The 20,741-nt window shown below is 44.9% G+C and carries 22 protein-coding genes; 2 read left to right on the forward strand and 20 right to left on the reverse strand.

The window, feature by feature from the left end; translation table 11 throughout:
* Nucleotides 1–67: 67 nt before the first annotated feature.
* Nucleotides 68–397, reverse strand: coding sequence for a bacillithiol system redox-active protein YtxJ (gene ytxJ / locus H7J92_RS10575; protein WP_078818651.1), 330 nt, complete (start codon nt 395–397; stop codon nt 68–70).
* Nucleotides 398–538: 141 nt separating this feature from the next.
* Between ytxJ and H7J92_RS10580 the strand changes: the two genes are divergently transcribed.
* Together H7J92_RS10580 and mscL are read left to right on the forward strand one after the other, a co-directional pair.
* Nucleotides 539–1,204, forward strand: a complete 666-nt coding sequence (locus H7J92_RS10580) for a phosphatase PAP2 family protein (protein ID WP_221836895.1) — start codon at nt 539–541, stop codon at nt 1,202–1,204.
* Nucleotides 1,205–1,231: 27 nt separating this feature from the next.
* Nucleotides 1,232–1,618: a large conductance mechanosensitive channel protein MscL gene (mscL, locus tag H7J92_RS10585; protein WP_078818653.1), complete on the forward strand. Its 387-nt coding sequence runs from the start codon at nt 1,232–1,234 to the stop codon at nt 1,616–1,618.
* Between the two features lie 21 nt (nt 1,619–1,639).
* On the opposite strand, the gene H7J92_RS10590 is transcribed toward mscL, so the two are convergent.
* The 19 genes from H7J92_RS10590 to trpD all read right to left on the reverse strand — a co-directional run bounded on the left by H7J92_RS10590 (nt 1,640) and on the right by trpD (nt 20,722).
* Nucleotides 1,640–3,547 (reverse strand): DUF2207 domain-containing protein, encoded by a 1,908-nt coding sequence (locus H7J92_RS10590; protein WP_221836899.1) that lies wholly within the window; start codon nt 3,545–3,547, stop codon nt 1,640–1,642.
* Nucleotides 3,548–3,939: 392 nt separating this feature from the next.
* Nucleotides 3,940–4,632 (reverse strand): ABC transporter ATP-binding protein, encoded by a 693-nt coding sequence (locus tag H7J92_RS10595; RefSeq protein ID WP_078818655.1) that lies wholly within the window; start codon nt 4,630–4,632, stop codon nt 3,940–3,942.
* Entirely contained in the window at nt 4,625–4,993 is a 369-nt protein-coding gene (locus tag H7J92_RS10600) for a GntR family transcriptional regulator (RefSeq protein WP_040759947.1), read from the reverse strand. Before H7J92_RS10600 ends, H7J92_RS10595 begins: the two co-directional genes overlap by 8 nt.
* 2 nt (nt 4,994–4,995) lie before the next feature.
* Nucleotides 4,996–5,790, reverse strand: coding sequence for a hypothetical protein (locus H7J92_RS10605; protein WP_221836902.1), 795 nt, complete (start codon nt 5,788–5,790; stop codon nt 4,996–4,998).
* A gap of 2 nt (nt 5,791–5,792) precedes the next feature.
* On the reverse strand, nt 5,793–6,578 hold the full coding sequence (locus tag H7J92_RS10610) for a hypothetical protein (RefSeq protein ID WP_221836906.1): 786 nt from the start codon (nt 6,576–6,578) through the stop codon (nt 5,793–5,795).
* A 126-nt stretch (nt 6,579–6,704) separates the two neighbouring features.
* On the reverse strand, nt 6,705–7,184 hold the full coding sequence (locus tag H7J92_RS10615; RefSeq protein ID WP_078818658.1) for an acyl-CoA thioesterase: 480 nt from the start codon (nt 7,182–7,184) through the stop codon (nt 6,705–6,707).
* A gap of 188 nt (nt 7,185–7,372) precedes the next feature.
* On the reverse strand, nt 7,373–8,272 hold the full coding sequence (locus H7J92_RS17855) for a C40 family peptidase (RefSeq protein ID WP_221836909.1): 900 nt from the start codon (nt 8,270–8,272) through the stop codon (nt 7,373–7,375).
* Entirely contained in the window at nt 8,265–9,374 is a 1,110-nt protein-coding gene (locus H7J92_RS10625; RefSeq protein WP_221836911.1) for a mandelate racemase/muconate lactonizing enzyme family protein, read from the reverse strand. The genes H7J92_RS17855 and H7J92_RS10625 overlap by 8 nt, the downstream gene beginning before the upstream one ends.
* Nucleotides 9,375–10,304 carry a S66 peptidase family protein gene (locus tag H7J92_RS10630; protein WP_221836913.1) on the reverse strand — a complete coding sequence of 310 codons (930 nt, stop codon included), beginning with the start codon at nt 10,302–10,304 and terminating at the stop codon, nt 9,375–9,377.
* A 231-nt stretch (nt 10,305–10,535) separates the two neighbouring features.
* Nucleotides 10,536–12,278 carry an oligopeptide ABC transporter substrate-binding protein gene (gene opp4A, locus H7J92_RS10635; protein ID WP_221836916.1) on the reverse strand — a complete coding sequence of 581 codons (1,743 nt, stop codon included), beginning with the start codon at nt 12,276–12,278 and terminating at the stop codon, nt 10,536–10,538.
* A gap of 14 nt (nt 12,279–12,292) precedes the next feature.
* Nucleotides 12,293–13,204 (reverse strand): ABC transporter permease, encoded by a 912-nt coding sequence (locus tag H7J92_RS10640; RefSeq protein ID WP_425516859.1) that lies wholly within the window; start codon nt 13,202–13,204, stop codon nt 12,293–12,295.
* A gap of 7 nt (nt 13,205–13,211) precedes the next feature.
* Nucleotides 13,212–14,180 carry an oligopeptide ABC transporter permease gene (opp4B, locus tag H7J92_RS10645; RefSeq protein ID WP_078818663.1) on the reverse strand — a complete coding sequence of 323 codons (969 nt, stop codon included), beginning with the start codon at nt 14,178–14,180 and terminating at the stop codon, nt 13,212–13,214.
* A 12-nt stretch (nt 14,181–14,192) separates the two neighbouring features.
* Nucleotides 14,193–15,119 (reverse strand): ATP-binding cassette domain-containing protein, encoded by a 927-nt coding sequence (locus tag H7J92_RS10650; protein ID WP_221836917.1) that lies wholly within the window; start codon nt 15,117–15,119, stop codon nt 14,193–14,195.
* Nucleotides 15,097–16,125, reverse strand: coding sequence for an ABC transporter ATP-binding protein (locus H7J92_RS10655; RefSeq protein WP_009499129.1), 1,029 nt, complete (start codon nt 16,123–16,125; stop codon nt 15,097–15,099). Before H7J92_RS10655 ends, H7J92_RS10650 begins: the two co-directional genes overlap by 23 nt.
* Before the next feature lie 180 nt (nt 16,126–16,305).
* Nucleotides 16,306–17,097: a tryptophan synthase subunit alpha gene (gene trpA, locus H7J92_RS10660; protein WP_009499130.1), complete on the reverse strand. Its 792-nt coding sequence runs from the start codon at nt 17,095–17,097 to the stop codon at nt 16,306–16,308.
* On the reverse strand, nt 17,097–18,287 hold the full coding sequence (trpB, locus tag H7J92_RS10665; RefSeq protein ID WP_078818666.1) for a tryptophan synthase subunit beta: 1,191 nt from the start codon (nt 18,285–18,287) through the stop codon (nt 17,097–17,099). The genes trpA and trpB overlap by 1 nt, the downstream gene beginning before the upstream one ends.
* A complete protein-coding gene (locus tag H7J92_RS10670) occupies nt 18,268–18,903 on the reverse strand; it encodes a phosphoribosylanthranilate isomerase (RefSeq protein WP_221836919.1) in 636 nt (211 codons plus the stop codon). Before H7J92_RS10670 ends, trpB begins: the two co-directional genes overlap by 20 nt.
* A complete protein-coding gene (trpC, locus tag H7J92_RS10675; protein WP_078818668.1) occupies nt 18,900–19,688 on the reverse strand; it encodes an indole-3-glycerol phosphate synthase TrpC in 789 nt (262 codons plus the stop codon). The genes H7J92_RS10670 and trpC overlap by 4 nt, the downstream gene beginning before the upstream one ends.
* A complete protein-coding gene (gene trpD / locus H7J92_RS10680) occupies nt 19,685–20,722 on the reverse strand; it encodes an anthranilate phosphoribosyltransferase (protein WP_221836921.1) in 1,038 nt (345 codons plus the stop codon). Before trpD ends, trpC begins: the two co-directional genes overlap by 4 nt.
* Between the last annotated feature and the right edge of the window lie 19 nt (nt 20,723–20,741).

A 20,741-nucleotide genomic window follows, 5' to 3' on the forward strand; every position in this document is an offset into this window, starting at 1 on the left:
ATAAAACTCTAACTTTTAGGGGTCACTACATTGTGGAGTACGCGTCCTACTTCTTTTTATCCGCCCATCAAGCATAATGCTCTTGGATCGCCTGGGTAATAGCAGGTTCTCGGATAGAATAATGGGTTGCCTGCCAAACTACATTTCCATTCTTCATCAAAAATAGTTGTGGTGATTCGTGGCGAATTTGCATATCCCGCTCGATTTCCCGAGATAGCGGCTTACTTTTTTGGACGATCAGATAATACTTGGGCAAATCTGTTTCAACACGCTGAAATGCGTCAAATGCAGCTAAACTGATTGGACAGGTAGAACTATGCTTCATTAACAGGATAGGTACTTCATTGGATTGATCAAGAAGATCATCCCATTGTTCTGTCGTAAAGATTTCATGCATATGGCAACACTCCTTTTTACTAGTATACCTCATCTCACTTCCACGGAAAAAGTGATTGAGCTCACAAATTCCAACCTATCACTGTACATTTTTTTTGCAATCCTTCACAATATAGTTACTATAGAAAGGATGTTATGGAACGTGCGTGACCTCTCACTTCGCCTATTGCTCACTTGGATTGCCAGTTTGATTTTGATGGGTTTATTTGTTTTTGTCTCTGCTGCTATTCACTTACATACGATCACTAGTTTTGATGAAGTGATTATCGCTTTCGTGCAAGGCTCTGAAGTTCCCTGGCTGACGGCCACGATGAAGGCTTTCACAACCATTGGCTCTACCGGCATCGTCGCACTCATCTCCTTCGCTAGTTTGGCGATCCTACTATGGAAGCGTCACCGCGCACAAGCTGTTTTACTAGTCGCGGTTATTGGCGGTACAGGAATTCTGAATCAAGTCCTGAAGTTCATCTTTAAACGAGAACGTCCAGAATTCCATCGTTTGATCGATATTGGGGGATACAGCTTTCCGAGCGGTCATACGATGATGGCATTTAGCTTGTATACCATCATCGCTTATATTGTTTGGCGCAACCTGCGGACTTCCTGGGGCCGTGCAGCAATTATCACAGCCGCTGCATTGATGATTATGATGATTGCGGTTAGCCGAATCTATTTAGGCGTACATTTCCCTAGTGATATTGTCGGGGGTATACTGGCAAGCGCTGTCTGGGTAATAGCTTCGATTGCCGTTTATCAACGTTTCCAACGTAAAATGCTAAGCGCTTGGAAAGAGTCCGGGGTTAATTGAATTTTGTTATAAAAGGAATGACTGTATATGTGGAAAGAGTTTAAAGAATTTGCGTTTAAAGGAAATATTTTTGATTTAGCTATAGGCGTTGTTATTGGAGCTGCTTTCAGTACGATCGTATCTTCACTTGTCGATAACATCATTGGACCGATTATCGGTATATTATCGGGTGGTCTAGATTTCTCAGGATTGAGCTTCGAATATAAAGACGCAGAGATCATGTATGGACTGTTCATTCAATCAATTATCAATTTCATGATCGTGGCGGCTTCACTCTTCTTATTCCTTCGGTTGCTCATCAAACTGAAAATAAAAAAAGAAGAACCTGTCGAGGAAGAGCCTGAAGAAAAGCCGTTAGACATTAAGGAAGAATTACTGACCGAAATTCGAGATCTATTGAAAGAGCAAAGATAAAAGAAGATGTGTAGAAGGCGGTCAATCCGCCCCTGCACCCCCACCTCCGTCACCTCCGCCTCCGCCAGAGTATACACCGCCTCCATCGTATGACGTTCCACCCGAACTGTCTGCTTGCACTTTTAGTGACGGTCCCCAATTAGAATATACAAATTGCAGCGGATCTTCAGGCAACATGAATAACGTTGCCAACGCTGTTGTCGCCGTTCCTACACCTGCTAATTGAGGCAGTTTCTTTTTAGAAGTTTTAAGCAAATAGGCTCGAATCAAAAATTGTTGCTGTTCTTCCTCTGACAATCCTTCAGGCATGCCATATTTCATCTGCCTGCGAAACTTATTCATGCTCATCTTTGCATAGAGTGCTGTCTTGGAACTAAGTATAGTCTTTGGAATTAAGTAAAATGCGATAAATGCCACTATAATAAAAATACTTAAAGCCGTTACTAACTCTCCATACTCTATAGAATTAACTAAAAATAACAACACGACGAAATAGATAATCGACGGCCATTTTTGGATCTTTTCTTTGATGCTATAGAGGGCTATGAAGAAGAAAATTGCCGGTAACACTAGGTTCCAACCCCACTCTTCATCACCTGTTACATAAAAAGCCCCAGCCGCTACAAAGCCAGTAACGATTAAAATTGAAAGCTTTAAAAGGTTTGAAAGCCGTTTGGACAATGTTCCCGAATCCACTAGTAACTCCTTAACTTCTTCATGCCATTTTCCATGTTCTACTTCAAATGCATGCTGTTTTCTCAAAGCTGCTTTGGATTCCTTACCTTCCGCAATATCGTGCAAATGAAACTGTCTTTGTGATTTCCGTATCTTAAATAACCACGTCACTAGTGTACGTTCAAACTCCGATAGTCCGCTTCTTCCCTTTAACAAATGAAATTGCAGCGACTTTGGAGGCGAGCCCGGATGGTCTAGAAAACGGTCAGCACTGTCCGCCAACTCTACATCGACCTCCCCTTTATCGACTAATGAAAACAAACCCGCCAAGAAACTGCTTCTAAACCAACTGCCGGAATGGTCCACAAAACTGAGGTATAAAGGATCCGTCTTCATCACATAGTCGACACTTCCAAAATATCCACGGCCAGGTGAACGCATCCAGATGAAAAAAGCTGCGAACAGCCCGAGAAGGACACTTAAAACTAGGGCAATCTTTTCGAGGTTCGGAATCTGCGCAGCCTTCCAAGCCTCATGCTCTGCCTTTTGTTGTTCTTCTGCCATTACTTCTTCCAATGGAATTGGTGCCTCACCTTTATTCTGAGCTGTCATTATAGATGAAGGAAACAGCATTCGTGTCGCTGTCAGGGTATTTGCTTTAGATACAGGCGTGTAAAACTGAATTCCATTTTCATGAACAACTGGCTCTTCTCCGTTAGAGGCCTGTAAATAGCCATGAAGATTTTGTTCACTTACGCCTTCCGGCAAAATAAAGGAAATCTGCAATTGTTTCATATCAATATTATGATTTGAACCCTTTTCGAAAAGGGTTAATTGCAGATCACTGTATGTATCATATGAAACTACCGCATTTTTCATGTAATAAATATACATTACTTGAATCGTTCCATCTGTTTGTGCTATTTTCGTTACCCAATTTTCTTTGTTTAATGAAACAGGAAGTCTGTGCATCTTACTTTCATCGACAAAGCCCACTTCCGCATGACCGTCTTGTACTTCAAATGCTTTGAATCCTGAAATTTGCTGTCGATGCTCAGCTGGAAAAGCTCGTGTCAGCTTTGTAAAATCTCCGTCAAATGAATAGGTGAATAATTCATTCACCAGCATCGTCCCGTCGCGATCAATCCATCCTCGGATCTGAACTTCATCTATCGAGTACGACTTCGCTGCTACCGAACCAATCGGCAGCCCTACAACTAATAAAAATACGCATACTGCGAAAATTCTCTTCATAACAACCCCTCCGCCACCAGTCTGTTGAATTGCTTACGAACCAAGTCATGCAACAGTTTCATCCACTGGTAAAGTTAGGAGTTAAGGGGGTAGTATATGCGGAAACAACTGTCTATTTTCCCACGGAAATGATCTATGCCTACAGTCGCACATCCGACACAGTTGTCCGGTGAACGCCATTGCAACGCACCTGCCTAGGTGATACAATAAAAGGCAGGATACTGATTAAAGGAGTGAATATTCATGTGGTTCATCTACATCATGTATGCGTTGTTCGCATTTATTCTCGGTGGAACAGTACTCGGCCTAGTTCGTACATTCAGTAGCGATAACTAAAACAAACAGCAGTGAATGAATTGGTAGTTACCATTTCATCTCCTGCTGTTTTTTGTTTATGCCCGAAAAAGAGAAACTAACCAAGAAGTCGCATCCATTCCATACACGTCGCGAATCTCGTCGATTTCCTTATGAGCCAGAATCCGTCCTTCCTTTAACACAATTAGCTCATCCAGCAGCGGTTCCACTTCTTTAATCTCATGCGTGGACATCAATACGGTTTGCCGTTCGGTATCTGTAAAGCGAATGAGACCTTTCGAGATATCTTCGCGAACCATCGGATCCAAGCCCGAAAATGGTTCATCCAATAAATAATAATCCACTTCCCGACCGAGTGTAACTGCAATTTTGACACGTCCCCGGTTTCCCTTCGACAGCGTACTGATTTTGACATCCAACGAAACTTTCAGAAAGTCTGCAATCTCTTTCGCCTTCTTTAGTTGAAAGTCTTCAAACTGCGAATCATAAAATTCAAATAACTGGCCCACTGTGAAATATGGGTAAAACAAATCGGTATCTGGCATATAAGCAATTTTCGCTGCAACTCTTCTTGTAATCGTCTTTCCATCTAATGCAACCACTCCTGCATTGGGTGACAGTAAACCTGCCATCAACTTGAGCACGGTTGTTTTCCCGCTTCCATTTTCACCAACTAAGCCGATGATTTTCCCTTTTGGCAACGCAAGCGTCACTCCGTTTAGTGCGTGCTTAAAACCATAACGCTTTGAGACAGTTTGCAATTCAATCATCATTCCCACCTCTTTTCGACAGATAGTTGACCATTTCATTCGTCGTAAATCCGAGAGCCTCTACATTTTGGATAAATGACTGCACGAGCTGCTCCTTCATCTCTTCACGAAGCTCCTCAATCCGCTCTTTATTCTCTGTCACGAATGATCCCTGCCCCCTTCTTGTCTCCGTAATCTCCATTTGTTCCAATTCTTTATACACGCGCTGCATCGTATTGGCATTGACACCGACTGCAACAGCATATTCTCGAACAGATGGCAGTTTCTCTCCAGCTGCGAGAGCCCCACGAATGATGTCACCGATAATATGATCGATGAGCTGCTGGTAAATGGGTTTATCCGGAAGAAACTTCATGCTCATCTTCACAACCTCACTTTCTTCTCAAACAACCTCGATCCAGCAGCCACTAATAAATAGCTGAGAACCAAGTAAAACAACAGACTTCCTATGGAAAATACGATTCCGTTCGGCACAAATCCTGTAAAAAAATAACTTGTTTGTTCATTATAAAAAGATTCATTCGTTAATCTCAGCGGCACTAATGTACGAAGCCAGTTAAAGAAGTTGTTTATCCTGAGGACTTCCCATAAAATACTTGCAACCACGAAGAGAAACCCTGTAATTGGTACAGCAAAGAAACTTGTTCGGCACCGCAACACTTGATATACGCTCCAGAAGAAAAACCCGATAGTCATAACGAAGATCAATTTCAATGAAATTGCCAGTAAAATGCTAACCAATGCCAAAAATCCTTGCCACGCGGAGGAAACGGTCCAATCTTCTAAGAAATAAAGTGTAACGCCTAGCAATGCTCCTCCGAAAAACAATGTAACAATTGATGTACAGGCAGCGAACAGCGACTTTGCTCCGACTAACTGCAACATAGATCTTGGAGAATGCAGCCACATTTCCGGGCTTTTCATTTCCTTCGTCAAACTTACGGACAAAATCCCAGCACCCATAAAGGTATAGAAAGCAAACCAGGTTCCACCTAGCACATATGTGTTTTCATACAATTTACCTGGAATGCCTACGAGGTTGCTGATTAATGAAGGTACCACTAAAATTACCAACACGTTCAGCAAAACAACCCATACCACCGTCCACTTCAACAAAATCCATTCTTTCTTGAACAATCCGCGCCATGTAGAATCCATTCTCATAACCTCACCTTCTTTTCAAATAGCCAAGCGGAGGAAACAAAGAGAAACGCTAGGAATCCGACTACTACAAAGATCTGCCCTGCATATAGCGCCATAGTACTTTGAGCAAAATAAAAATTTCCTACTGAGATATTTCTCGAGTCAGTATAAGTGGAAAATTGACCAAGATGAACAATCTTTTGATACAACTTGGATTCCAGTGCTGTCTGAAATAGCCACATCAAAATGAATAGAACAATCAGCCAGATGAAGAAAGCTCCCCGGCGAACATATGACTTGATCACTCGGTAGACAACTGCAAGAAATAAGCCAATCAGCATTAAACCGACTGCTCCTAAGTAAACCGAAGAGATGAAGGTATACATCATTCCGATAAACTTTGCCACCCCTACTTCTGTAATAGAAGCGTCAAAAATAGAGGCATATAGAGCAAGAGTAACGCCTGGGACAATCATGCTGACGAACCCAATGACTGAGGCAAACACCGTTTTACTTCCAAACAATTGGTAGATGGTTTGAGGAGAATGCAGCCACACATCCGGTCGTTTCCATTCTATCCATAAGCTATTCAGCAATAAAGACACCGGGACGCACACAACGATTAATGTCATCATCATCAATGAAATACCGAGCATAAATGAAATCACTAATTTGCCTTCAACTAAAAGTGACAATGCGGATGACGAAACAATGATTAACAAAATAGCTATAACCGTCGTTGCGGAAAGCCAGCCTCTCATCATCTGCCATTCCTTTTTCCATAACCCTTTCCAAGTCTTCATACTCTAATCATCTCCTTTCGTTCTAGTGTGTTAGTTACATAGTACACTATATGAAAAAAAGTAACAAGTGGTTACAAATTAAAAACGCAAGGATGGACAGAAAAACTGTTCCTTCCTTGCGTTATTTTAATGTTTCATCAAACGTCGTTGCTGCCGCAGCTCTCTTCTAGCCGGCGCCGAGTCGAAAAGACGCTTTTCGGCTTCTGTTTCCGGATAAATCGGCGCTACCGATATAGGTCGGTTCGTCTCGTCCACCGCCACCATCGTACAGAATGATTCGGTAGTTAACCTCACTTCTCCTGTCACCAAGTTCTTGGAATGGACCGATACGAACACTTCCATTGACGTATTACCAACAGAAGTGACGATCGCTTCCAATTCAATCATATCTCCCAGCAATGCTGGCGATACAAAATCGACTGAATCGATCGACGCCGTTACAGCTGCTCTCGTACCCGCATGTTTCATCGCAGCAATCGCAGCAATTTCATCAATATGGGCAAGCACTTTCCCTCCAAAAATGGACTGAATGTGATTCGTATCAGGCGGTAATACCAGCTTACTTTGAATGGTCCTTGATTGACCCATTGATTTTGGTTCAGACATTTTGACAGCTCCCTTATGTATTCCTTTTATCAGTATACCGAAAAAAGGTTGTACTTCTCCATTAAAGAATTAATTCAATAAGAATTTCTAGGCTCTTCAGAACATATAGAAACGAACACAAAAAACCGAACGCGCTACTGAGTTCGGTTTTTCCTATATTCAAAAAGAACACTACACGCCTCGACAACTCACTTGCACACTCTGCGTACACGGCATAATTTATCGGCATAAACAGATGAAGCCAGTTGAATTTGCTCTACTGACTTTCCAGTCGACGGTGCATGAAGCATCTGTCCATTCCCAGCATACATGCCAACATGGCTCACAATGGCATCTTCCTCTTCTCTGAAGAACAATAGATCACCTTGCCGCCATTCGGTCTGATTCAGCGAAACAGGTATCCCTGTCTTCTCCTGGTCAGATGCATCTCGTGGTAATAGGACTCCGCACGCCTTCCAAAGATTAAAGATGAAGCCTGAGCAATCAAAACCCCATGCTGACATGCCCCCCCATAAATAGGGAAGTCCTAAAAACTGTTTGCCTACAGTCAACGGTTTATCGCAAGATAATTCTTCAATCGGCTTGAACCGCTTCACATCTGCATTGCTGATCAGCTTCCAACCATGGGGTGTCCAGATATGCGTCCTGTCGGCTTGCTGTGCACCGCAAGGAAAAATTGTATTGAAAGATACACGCAAAAAAGGGTCTCCCGACTTCTCCAACACCCAAGCTTTGCGGGCAGACACGCGAACAAATTCTTCAGTGTGTACTTTTTTGGCTGCTGATAATTGTACAAGCGGCACCCAGCCAGGATAGCCGCGCGGATCTTTGCGAGACGGCTGTCGGCAAGCGATTACTTTCGCCCAATCCCCCACCACTTCATCAATTATCACCGACTCGCCATATAAAATCTGTGTTTGAATCTGACCTTTGTCACTTAAGGCTAAACGCTCTTCAAACGATAGCTGTGCTAACCACTTTTCCAACTGTACCGGGTAATTCAACGCAGGGAGATCTACGAGCCTAGGTGAATTCGGATCCGACCAAACCGTTGCTGCACTCACCGCGCACACCCACCGCTCATTCACAGGCATGTTCCTTCATCCACTGCCCCATCCGATTCGAGTCAAAACCTAATCCAGGTCCGCTGCCCAATTCAATGGCGGAACCATTGTATTGAAGACCGCCACTTTCAAAACCCTTCGACAATAAAAGCGGTGCATCTAAATCAACTCGTGTAATATTCGACTGACTCGCTGCAAAATGAGCAGCTGCTGTCACTCCTACAGCCGTCTCCATCATACTGCCCATCATGCATTCGATCCCAAATGCTTGAGCCAACGCATTGATCTTCAAGGCTTCGTGGATTCCCCCCGACTTCATCAATTTGATATTCAGAACATCGACTGCACGTATCTCCAGCAATCGTCTAGCATCAACAGTTGAAAATAGTGATTCGTCCGCCATGATGGATGTCTGTGTCTGCCGCGTCACTTCCTTCAACCCTTCGATATCATATGCAGCAACCGGCTGTTCGACCAATTCAATATCCATCCCGTCGTCTTCCAACTGCTGAATCATCCGGATGGCTTCTTTCGGTTTCCAACCTTGATTGGCATCGAGACGAATGACCACATCTGCCCCAACTTTCCTGCGTATCTCCCGAACTCGCTTTCTGTCCTCCTGAAGACTTCCTGTACCGATTTTCACTTTCAATGTAGTGAAGCCTTTTGCTACATGCTTTGCTGCCTCATGCGCCATTTCAATCGGCGTCCCAACACTGACGGTCAAATCGGTCGACAAGCTCTCGCGATATCCCCCTAACAATTGAACCAAGGGCAATTTGCATAGTTTTCCAAATAAATCATGAATCGCCAAATCAACCCCCGCTTTGGCGCTCGGATTGCCTACGAGTGCTCGATTCATGCGTTCAAATAAAATCTCGCGCTTTGTCACATCCTGCCCGATCAGCTCCGGCGCCAACACTCTTTCAACAGCATAGCGAATACTGCCAATTGAATCGCCAGTTATGACATGCGTCGGTACAGCTTCTCCCCAGCCGATCAACCCATTTTCTGCGGTCAATTTGACGATTACGGACTGCACCGTATGCACCGTCCGTAATGCTGTTACGAACGGTTTCTGAAGCGATGATTGCACCAAAAATGTTTCTACGGTGCGAATTTTCATTCATTCCACTCCCGGTAAGATAGTCAGCGTCTTTTCCTCCGCATTTAAACGTCCCTTTACACCGAGCGGGATTGCGATATTCGGTTCGCAATGCCCGATCTTAAATCCTTTAACAACCGGCTTGCCAAGCCCATCGAAGTAATGAGCGAACACTTCATCCAGCGACAGAGTTTTCTCTGGATTGGAAGGTTGTGCTTTCGCAAAATCCCCAATGATGATGCCCGCTGCTTCGCGGAGCTTTCCTGCCAAACGTAATTGATTTAACAAACGATCTACTTTATACGGCTCTTCTCCGATATCTTCAATGAAAAGCAATTTTTGGTTAGTTTTAATCTCTAACTCACTGCCGAGGCTGTTCGCAAGCTGTGTCAAATTACCACCGACTACCTCTCCTTCTGCTATTCCTCCACTCAGTGATTCTAGCGGTGAAATTTCTTCCGTGTAATGAACTTCCACAGGTTCAAATAGCTGTCCGAACATTTTCCCCGACAGTTCATGAAATTCATCCTTCGCAACACAGGAAGCGAGCATCGGACCATGAAAGGTCACAAGTCCGGAACCTTGTCGGATCACTGTATGTAAATAAGTAATATCACTGAATCCCCAAAACACCTTCGGATGCTCATGAATTAATTCCATATCGATTTGATCCGCGTAACGAGCCGAACCATACCCTCCACCCGCGCAAAAAATCCCTTTCACTTCAGGATTGCTGAACATATTATGCAAGTCGGCAAGACGCTCTTCATCAGAGCCTGCCAAATAGCCATTTACTTCGTATATAGACTTGCCCAATACATAGCGAAGTCCCAGCTGCCTGAGAAATGAAAACGATCGCTCTACATCTTCGCGCGCAACCGGGCTGGCCGGCGCCACAATCCCTATCAAATCACCTTTTACTAAACGCTTTGGACGAATCATCCTATTCATCACCCTTTCTACGTCCTACTCTATCATATTCAGAACAGGACAGAGATAATACCACAAAACGACGGTATGATACGTGGGGGATATGAGCGCAGGTGGGATGTTTAGGAGCGCGAGCAGAAGTATTATGATCGCTAAGGAAGATGGTATGAGCGAGTATGGATGAATTATGAGCGCCTGCACAGATATATGATCGCGTCTCAGGAGTTTATGATCGCCGGCCAAAAAAATTTATTACGCCGACACACCCCACTTCCACACATGACGATTTTCCGAATTTGCATCGATCGAATAATTCACCACTCGCGTATTCACGCCGATCAACTCATAACGGTACAATGTTGGCACCAGTGGGACGTCCTCCACCATCAACGCCTGCCATTCCTTATAAATTTCTCGTCGTTTCTCCGTATCAAACGCCTGTTTAGATGTGCCCGCTTCTAGCAGTGCATCATTCCTTTCGCTCGTATACCGAGAATAATTGAACAGCGCTTTGCGACCGTATAAACCGGACGGATCTGGATCGGAACCTGTGCCCCATGCTCCCTGGAAGATATCCACTTTCGGATCATCTGATTTTACTAGCTCATAAAACGCATTGAAATCGTGCAAACGGCCGTCCGTCAACTCTACTTTCAATCCGACATCCGCCCAGTTTTGTATATAGTACTTCGCGATCGGCTCAGCGACATCGCCTCCTGCCATTGACGCGAAGTGAAGAATGAATGGCTTGCCGGCAGGATCTTCACGAAAGCCATCTCCGTTCTTATCGATATACCCTGCTTCATCCAGCAAGGCCCTCGCCTTTTCAGGATCATACGGACGTCCGAGATTTTTTGCGTCATGATACGATTCAAATCCAGGTACGATGAGTGTCGTGGCAGGAAAGCGCAGATGATGATATAAATAGGTGCCGACTGACTCGTTATCCATAGCATGCCACATTGCTTGACGCACCAATTTATTGGCCAGTTTCGACTTTGGATCCATCCGGTTCTCTTTCTTTTCATCATCCCACTTGCCTATTTTGAATCCAATATAGCTATAAGCCAGATCCAAGTCACCGAGCAACTCGATATTGTCCAACTTCTTCACCGTTTCATATTGATCGGCAGGGACTTTCGCCAAATCTACATCCCCTTTTTTAAGCGACTCCACAACAATGGCTTCGTTCACTGTTTTCAATACCACGGATTGCAGCTGAGGTCGGCCTCTCCAATAGTCCTCGTTTCGTTCCAAGAGCACCGATTCACCCGGCACGATTTTCACTATGATATAAGGACCGAACCCGATCGGCGTGACACGAATTTTCTCAGACGACTCCAGTTCTTCCATCGTCAACTCGCCCGCCGTCACATCTCCTACGTGATGCCGCGGAACTGGAACGGACCAGAATCCCGTCAGAATGGAAGGAGATGCAGTTTTGAATGTCACGCTAATCGTCCGTTCATCGTGTACTTGAATTCCCGAAATTGTCTTCGTTCGCCCAGCATGATAGTCATCCATACCTTCGATGTTTTCGACTGTGAACGTATAGCGCTCTCCTGCATAATCGGGATGACCTAGCAATTCATAGGCATACAGTAAATCACTTGCCAAAACCGGCTCACCATCATGCCAATAAACTCCCTCTTTAATGCGAAGCGTAATCGTTCGTTTATCATCTGACAGCTCATACGTCGCTGCTCCTTCATTCGTAATCTCAAAATTACTGTCAGCGGAAAGTAGAGCTTCATCAAACCAATTCATAATTTCCGCGTCAAATGAACCGCTGTAAAAAGGCCGGCTTAGTGTACCTTCAAAAGGGTCTGAACTGACCAATGCAACAATCATCTCTCCATCCTCTATCGGCTTATCTTGATTGGATACTTCCAATGGAAATACAGGCGGTTCAGTCTCTCCTTGAACACGTGATTGTGCCTCCGAACAGCCCGCCACCACACACATTAGCAAGATGAGCATCCACTTTTTCTGCAAGCCATTCTCCTCCTTTACGCAATTCGCTGTCTCGCATCTGAAGCTCGTTTGACTGCTTGACCGATATAATTAATACATAGCATGATCACTAAAATGAGCAGTGCAGCAGGAAGCCAAACCCACCATTTGTTTTGGACAATATCAGGGTTCTTTGCCAGCGCAATCAGTGTGCCGAGTGATGGGGTCCCAGATGGCAGACCGAATCCGAGAAACGTCAAACCTGTCTCCAGCCCGATATTCCCCGCTAACGTCAGGGTCATGTTGACGATGATCAATGAACTCAAATTCGGCAACATTTCAAAGAGCATAATTTTCCAATCTGGTGTGCCGAGTGTTTTGGAAGCATGAATATAGTCCAGCTCTCGTTCCGCCAATCCTCTCGAGCGGATAAGGCGAGCCTTGCCGAACCAAGCAAAGATGCTCATAATCAGAATGAAATTGAAGACACTGTAATTCGGTACCATCACAACAAAAACAATGATGATCATCAAAGACGGTAAAATCATTAGAAAATCAAGTACCCTACAAATGATCTGATCAACAATTCCACCATAAAAGCCGGCAATCAAGCCAATCGTCAAGCCGTACAGACTTGCCAGTAATGTGACGCAAACTCCAATCGTAAACGAATTCCGTGCACCGAGCAGCAGCTGACCAAAGACATCCCGCCCTCCGTCATCCGTCCCAAGCCAATGCACAGCAGACGGTGCCAAATAAATGCTGGATAAATCGATTCTCGTCACACGGTCTATGGAAAGAAAGAAGGGGGAGATATACGCAATCCCTACGATGCAAACGAGCACGATCAACGATACTAACGCCATCCCGTCATGTCGAATTTCCCGCCAAGCCGCAGACAGAAACGATTGATTGTTCATTTTTGCCTGTCGCAAAACTTCATTCGTAAGCTCCATCTCCATCTCCATCTCCCTTTCATCCAAGACGAATCCGCGGATCCACCATGCGCAAAATAATATCCGACAACATCGTCCCTACGATAACCGCTGCGCCAGAAATAAGAACAAGTGCTGTGACCACCGTGAAATCACGTGTCATAATCGAGTCGATGAAAAGTCGGCCGAGTCCTGGATAACTAAAGATCGTTTCAATAAATACCGAACCTGCAATCAATCCCGTAATCTCATAGCCTAAAAACGCTGCAATCGGCAATATCGAATGCCGTAGGATATGTCGATGATACACTACATTTTCCGATACGCCTTTCGCACGAGCCGTCTTCACAAAGTCTTTCATTTTGGTCTCAATGATTTCATTGCGCAAATACTGCACAGTCGAATAAGTCAGCAACAGCGAGCCTGACAAAACAGGCAGCACCAAATGTTTCAGCTTATCCCACACATACTCTGCAGTTCCTTCCTCAACCCGGATGTCCACGCTGCCTCCGCTTGGAAACCAATTCAGCACAAAGCCAAAAACATATAACATCAATAAAGCGAAGACGAAAACAGGTGTTGCAAATGAAACATAGTTATACGTCACGATGAACTGATCCGCCCAGCTTCCAGTCCATCTGCCCGCAATCATGCCAAGCGGAATCGCAATCAAATACGTAACCACAAGCGTTGCCACCGACAGCCAGATCGTATTTTCAATACGCCCAGCCAGCAGTTGTGTAACCGGCTGCTTATGCACAAATGACTGCCCAAAATCTCCGCGTACTGCATCTCCTATCCAGCGCCCATATTGCACAATCCATGGATCATTTAAACCGTGCTGTTCACGGATCTTCTCCATTTGTTCTGCCGATACATTCGGTTTTCCCATGAATGCACCGGTTACTGCATCGCCTGGCATCTGTTTAGCCAAAAAGAAAATGAGGATACTCAGTAAAAGCAACTGCGGAATCATCAGTAAGGTTCTTCTTACAATAAAAACAAGCACTTCCTTACCTCCTCACTTCAAAGCTGCCCTGTGGGTATCTGAAATCTTCCGCAGCTCTATAATTCTGCCCGACGAATCAAAAAATTGATCTGCAGCCAGCTCATATTGCTCATTTATCTGCCGTCTTTGCTTCACTTTTTCCGAACGTTTTTCTGGATTCAATTCCGGCATCGCCGCCACTAGACGTTTAGTATATAAATGACTGGGTCGTTCATAAATGTCTTCGACTGTCCCTTCTTCAACCAAACGTCCTTTATACATGATGCCAATCCGGTCACACATATGGCGAACAATTCCTAAGTCGTGAGAAATAAATAACACTGTCAGATCAAACTCTTCTTGAATATCTTTCATGAAATTCAGTACTTGAGCCTGCACAGAAACGTCGAGTGCAGAAACCGGCTCATCCGCAATAAGTAACTGCGGACGCAATGCGAGCGCACGAGCAATGCCGATACGCTGCCGCTGTCCACCTGAAAATTGATGAGGATACTGATATATTGATTCAGCATTCAAACCTACTCGCTCCACCAACTCTTGAACTTTTGCCAGCTCTTCTTCTTTGGAGAGGCTTTCGAAATTACGCAGCGGTTCCGCAATAATATTCCAGACATTTTTTCGTGGATTTAACGAAGAATAAGGGTCTTGGAATATCATTTGGATATCTTTCATCCGCAATTTCCGTGACGCTCGAGACATCTGGTATAAATCGTCACCTTGGAATAAAATCTGTCCATTCGCTAACGAATTCAAGCCCATGATCGCTCTCGCTGTTGTCGACTTGCCACATCCAGATTCCCCCACGAGACCATAAACTTCACCTTGGAAAATTTGAAAACTTACTTGATCCACGACAGAACGCGGTGGAATAGTCCGTTTCAAAAAACCACCTTTCTCAGGGAATTGAACCGTCACGTCATGTAGCTGTAATAGAGGCATTGCTTTCGTCTCCCATTCTTTCCGCAGGCAAGTAGAAGTGTTCGTGACATCGACAACGAACGAAATGATCAGCAGCAATTTCATGCAATATCGGTTCGCCTTCATGCAGTTCATTCGAAATCCACGGAATACGAGAGGCAAAACGACAGCCATTCCTTTTAAGATGTTCAATGGCTGGAACAATGCCTTCAATGACATGCAATTTCTGCTTCTGACCGGTGGCCGAAGGAAGTGATTGAAGAAGCGATCTTGTATAGGGGTGTTTTGGGTTGTAGAACAACTCACGAACCGGTGCCAACTCGACAATTTCTCCTGCATACATCACTGCCACACGATCGGCCATCTCCGCTACTACACCCAAGTCATGCGTGATCAATAAAATACCCGCTTGCGATTGGCGTTGCAAATCTTTCATCAATTCCAAGATTTGCGCTTGAATCGTCACATCGAGGGCCGTTGTCGGTTCGTCCGCAATAAGCAGCACAGGATCACAGGCAAGTGCCATCGCAATCAGTACACGTTGCCGCATACCGCCAGACAGCTCGTGGGGATACTGTTGATAGACTTGTTCGTTATTTTGAATACCCACACGTTCAAGCAACTGTAATGTCCGATGCTTTTTCTCTTTTGTGGATAAGGTCAGATGTACATTCATTGGTTCTTCAATTTGCCTTCCCACAATCATTAGTGGGTGTAATGCTGTCATCGGATCTTGGAAAATCATCGCTAGTCGCTTTCCGCGGATTTGATTGAGTTCTGCTATCGGTAACTGCAACAGATTACGGCCTTGAAACTCGATAATGCCTTCCACAAGTGTTCTATCAGATGGATGTAAGCCCATGATTGACAACGCAAGCGCACTTTTTCCACAACCCGATTCACCAACGATCGCCAACACTTCATTTTTTTGAATCGTCAATGAAATTCCGTCAACGGCTGGGTAAAATTTTCCATGAATCTGAAAAGATGTCCGGAGTTTGTGGATAGTTAATAAGATATCTTCCATACCATCAACTCCTTTGCGGATAGTGTGAATAAGTAACGGGAAATTATGCGTTGAATTTTAAAAAGTTGCCCACATTCCCGTCGTTGTGGATAGTTTAGAACGTATAAAGTAATGTTCGTACATATTGTACACAAACAAAAAAACCGAACGACTGAATTTCTCCAGTCATTCGGTCTAGCATTATATTTGCGAAACTTGATTTTTCGAAGCATCGATCAGCGTTCGAATTGTCGGCAAATCACCTTCATGAAATGCACTCACAATCGCACTTCCGACGATGACACCGTCAGCTAACGCACCTAAACTTCGTACATGCTCTGGTGTGGAAATTCCAAATCCAGCGAGAACAGGAACGGAACTTGCAGCTTTCAAACGTTCCAAGTGGTCTTCTAAACCTTCAGTGAAGGAATCACGAACACCGGTAATGCCATTAACTGTCACAGCATAAATAAAACCTTCCGCCGCTTCAGCAATTGCGTTAATACGTTCAGCCGGACTCGTTAACGACACAAGTTGAATCAGCGCGATATCCGTACCTTCTAAAGCAGATTTCAGCAGACCACTTTCCTCTAAAGGCAGATCCGGCACAATCAGACCATACACTCCGCTGTTCTCACAGTCAGCAGCCATCGCTTGCAATCCGTAACTCAGGATAGGATTCAAGTACGTCATGATTACGAGCGGCACTGTCACTTCTTCTTTGAATGAAGCTAGTTCAGCCATCACTTTGCGAAGCGTTACGCCTTCTGTCAAAGCCCGCTCACCTGCTTGCTGGATCACTTCACCATCGGCCACCGGATCAGAAAACGGAATACCTACTTCAATCGCGGCTGCACCTGCCTCCTGCAAGAATAAAATATTCTTTTTTAACGTCTGCAAACCACCATCGCCTGCCATAATATAAGGAACAAACGCCTTATCGCCTCGTTCATTACATTGCAAAATTGCCTGCATTACCTTTTGTTTTGTCATTATGCTTGGCCTCCTAACGCATCCCGTACAGTTTGGACGTCCTTATCTCCACGGCCCGATAAACAGATGACGAGAATTTCTTCTTCCTTCATTTTTTTAGCCAATTGCACAGAATAATAGACCGCGTGCGCACTTTCAAGAGCAGGAATGATGCCTTCCACACGAGACAATAACTGCAAACCTTCTAATGCTTGTTGATCGGTCACAGAATCGTACTGGACACGATCAATATCGTGCAAATGGCAATGCTCAGGACCAACTGCCGGATAGTCTAAACCGGCCGAAATGGAATGTGCTTCCTGAATGAATCCATCCTCGTCTTGCAACACATACATATATGCTCCGTGTAAAACGCCTTCTTGTTTACCTGCAATCGCTGCCGCATGCTTTCCTGTTGAAATTCCGCTTCCTGCCGCTTCAACTCCATATAATTTAACATCTTCATCGTCAACAAATGGATGGAACATGCCAATTGCATTACTGCCACCTCCAATACACGCGACAACTGCATCGGGAAGGCGATTTTCCTTCTCCATTATCTGTTGTTTCGTTTCATTTCCGATGACGCATTGAAAATCACGGACGATTTGCGGAAATGGATGTGGACCGAGTGCTGATCCGAGAATATAATGCGTATCCTCTACATTGGATACCCAATAACGCAGTGCTTCATTGACCGCGTCTTTCAGCGTGCCTGCTCCTTTATCGACAGAAACAACGGATGCACCGAGCAGCTCCATGCGAAAAACGTTCAATTCCTGACGACGAATATCTTCTTTCCCCATGAAGACGACACATTCTAAACCAAGCAAAGCACAAGCCGTTGCCGTAGCGACACCGTGTTGACCAGCACCCGTTTCTGCCACGATCTTCTTCTTGCCCATTCGGATCGCCAGCAATGCCTGCCCCAATGAATTATTGATCTTATGCGCACCTGTATGATTCAAGTCCTCGCGCTTCAAATAAATCTTGGCTCCGCCTGCATGCTTCGTCAGATGCTCTGCAAAAAACAGCGGAGTCTCCCGTCCAACAAAGTCCTTCAAATAGCCGTTCAATTCTTCACTAAATGCAGGATCTTGCTGCGCTTCCTCATAAGCCGTTTCCAATTCCTGCAACGCTGTCATCAATGTCTCAGGAACAAATTGTCCGCCAAACTTTCCATAACGTCCTTTAGTTTCTGTCTTCTGCATCTTGATCACTCCTACCCTTCGCTCTATGAATAAACGCCCGAATACGTTCCGCATCTTTTTGCTTATCAATTTCTACTCCGCTCGATACATCTACCATATATGGATGCACTTGCTGGATCGCCCTTTGCACATTCCCGGCATGCAAACCACCTGCCAAAATCGTTTGCTCTAGTGAAACACCTGCGTCTGCGAGCAGCGACCAGTCAAACGTCTTGCCACTGCCACCTTTATACTCCACACCTGGCGTATCGAATAAAAAGTAATCCACATCATAGGCAGCAGCACGTTTAGCATCCTTTTCATCGCGGATCGCTAATGCCTTAATGGATGGCAAACCGACCTCCCGAATGAATTCTGGTGATTCATTCCCATGATACTGAATATAATCCAGAGGCACTTCCTTGAATGTTCGTTGCAGTTCTTCCTTTGATGCATTCACGAATACACCAATCTTCAGGACCGATTCCGGAATGCCTTTCGCAAGTTCCCGCGCCTGCTCAATCGTCACTTCCCGCCGACTCGGCGCAAAGACAAATCCTATTGCGTCTGCGCCTGCATCTACTGCCGCCCGCACATGTTTTGCCTGAATCAGACCACAAATCTTCACCTTTGTCATGAACGGATCCCTTGCTTTTCCACTTGTAGCGCCCGTAATGCATCTTTCACTGAATCACTGCGCATCAACGATTCTCCAACCAACACCGCGCTCGCCCCCGCTTTCGCAGCACGTTCCGCATCTTCAGGGTTCCAGATGCCGCTTTCACTGATGAAGACACGTTCTTCATCAAATGGGAACTGTTCCGCGATCAGCTCGGTCTGCGCTAAATCAACTTCAAATGTACGCAAATCTCGATTATTGACTCCAATAATTTTCGCATCAATTGCCAACGCACGCTGTAATTCCTCCACACTATGGACTTCTACTAACACATCCAATCCAAGTTCGTTTGCATACGTATACAGACTCCCAAGCGTCTGATCGTCTAATGCCGCAACAATTAATAAAATAACGGACGCCCCCGCACTTTTCGCCTGGTCGATCTGTATCGGATGAATTATGAAGTCTTTACATAACAACGCAATCGGAACCACGTCTGCGACAGCCGCCAAATCCTCAAATGAACCTTTGAAAAATTCATTGTCCGTCAGTACCGATATACACGCAGCGCCCGCTTCATAATAAGCAATAGCCTGCTTGACAGGATTAGCTCCTTCAGCAATTAAACCTTTAGAAGGCGATGCACGTTTCATTTCGGAAATCACTTGGAGCTTCTTTGCTTTTCGCAGTGTCTTATATAAGGATGGACGGGAAATTTCTCTCTCTGGAAAAATGACATTGCTCGCGAGCAACCGTTCCACTTCTATTTTCTTCTGTGCAATAATTTTATCTAAAATCGTCATTGGACAACCGCCTTTTGCCGAATCGTTTCGCTGAATGCGACAACGGCTTCTAATTTTTCTAATGCTCTTCCCGACAAAATACTATCGCTCGCTCGTTTAACGCCCTCTTGAATCGTCTTCACTCGACCGTTTGCAAACAATCCAATGCCGGCATTTAAGACGACTGTATCATACTTAGGACCGCGCACTCCGTTCAAAATCGCCCGGGTCGTTGCAGCATTTTCCACTGCACTTCCACCTTTGATTGCAGACAATGGTGCATATTCAAGCCCCACATCATCCGCTGTTAATGAAAATGGAATCAAATCGCCGTGATCCAACAGGACAAATTCATTCTGCCCGGCAAGAGAGGCTTCATCCATGCCGCCTGCTCCACTTACTACGATCGCCCGCTCACGACCAAGCATCCGCAACACAGACGCATATTCCATTATGAAGTCTGGGCGGTTGATGCCCGTGAACTGGGTTTCTAAGGAAACTGGATTCGTTAGCGGGCCGACTAGGTTGAAGATCGTCGGCTTGCCAATTTTATTGCGGATTGCGCCAATACGCTTCATTTTCGGATGAATCGCTGGTGCGAACAGAAATGCGATACCTTCCTGTTCCAGCAGACGCTGCATATCGTCTGTTTGGTAGTCGGAATGAATACCAAGTGCGTCAAGCACATCTTGGCTGCCGGCTGCACTGGAAATTTTACGGTTGCCGTGTTTGGCCACTTGTACACCTGCGCCTGCAAGTACAAATGCAGCGGTAGTGCTGATGTTGAATGTGTTGACGCCGTCTCCGCCTGTTCCGCAATTGTCTAGGTATCGTGCAGATGTTGGTGTTAGATCCATAGCGTATGATTTCATAACAGCTGCTAGTGCCGCAACTTCGTGTGAGGTCTCTCCCTTATTGGATAGGGCGATTAGGAATTGTATAATTTGTTCCTCATTGGTTTGTTCGCTGAATAGTAATTCGGCTGCTTCTCTCATTTCTTCGTACATTAAGTGACGTTTCTTCTCTACTATGCTCAAATACTTTTCCAAGCTCATCTCTCCTCATCTATATAAA

This window comes from Sporosarcina aquimarina (assembly GCF_019748715.1).
Lineage (GTDB): Bacteria > Bacillota > Bacilli > Bacillales_A > Planococcaceae > Sporosarcina > Sporosarcina newyorkensis.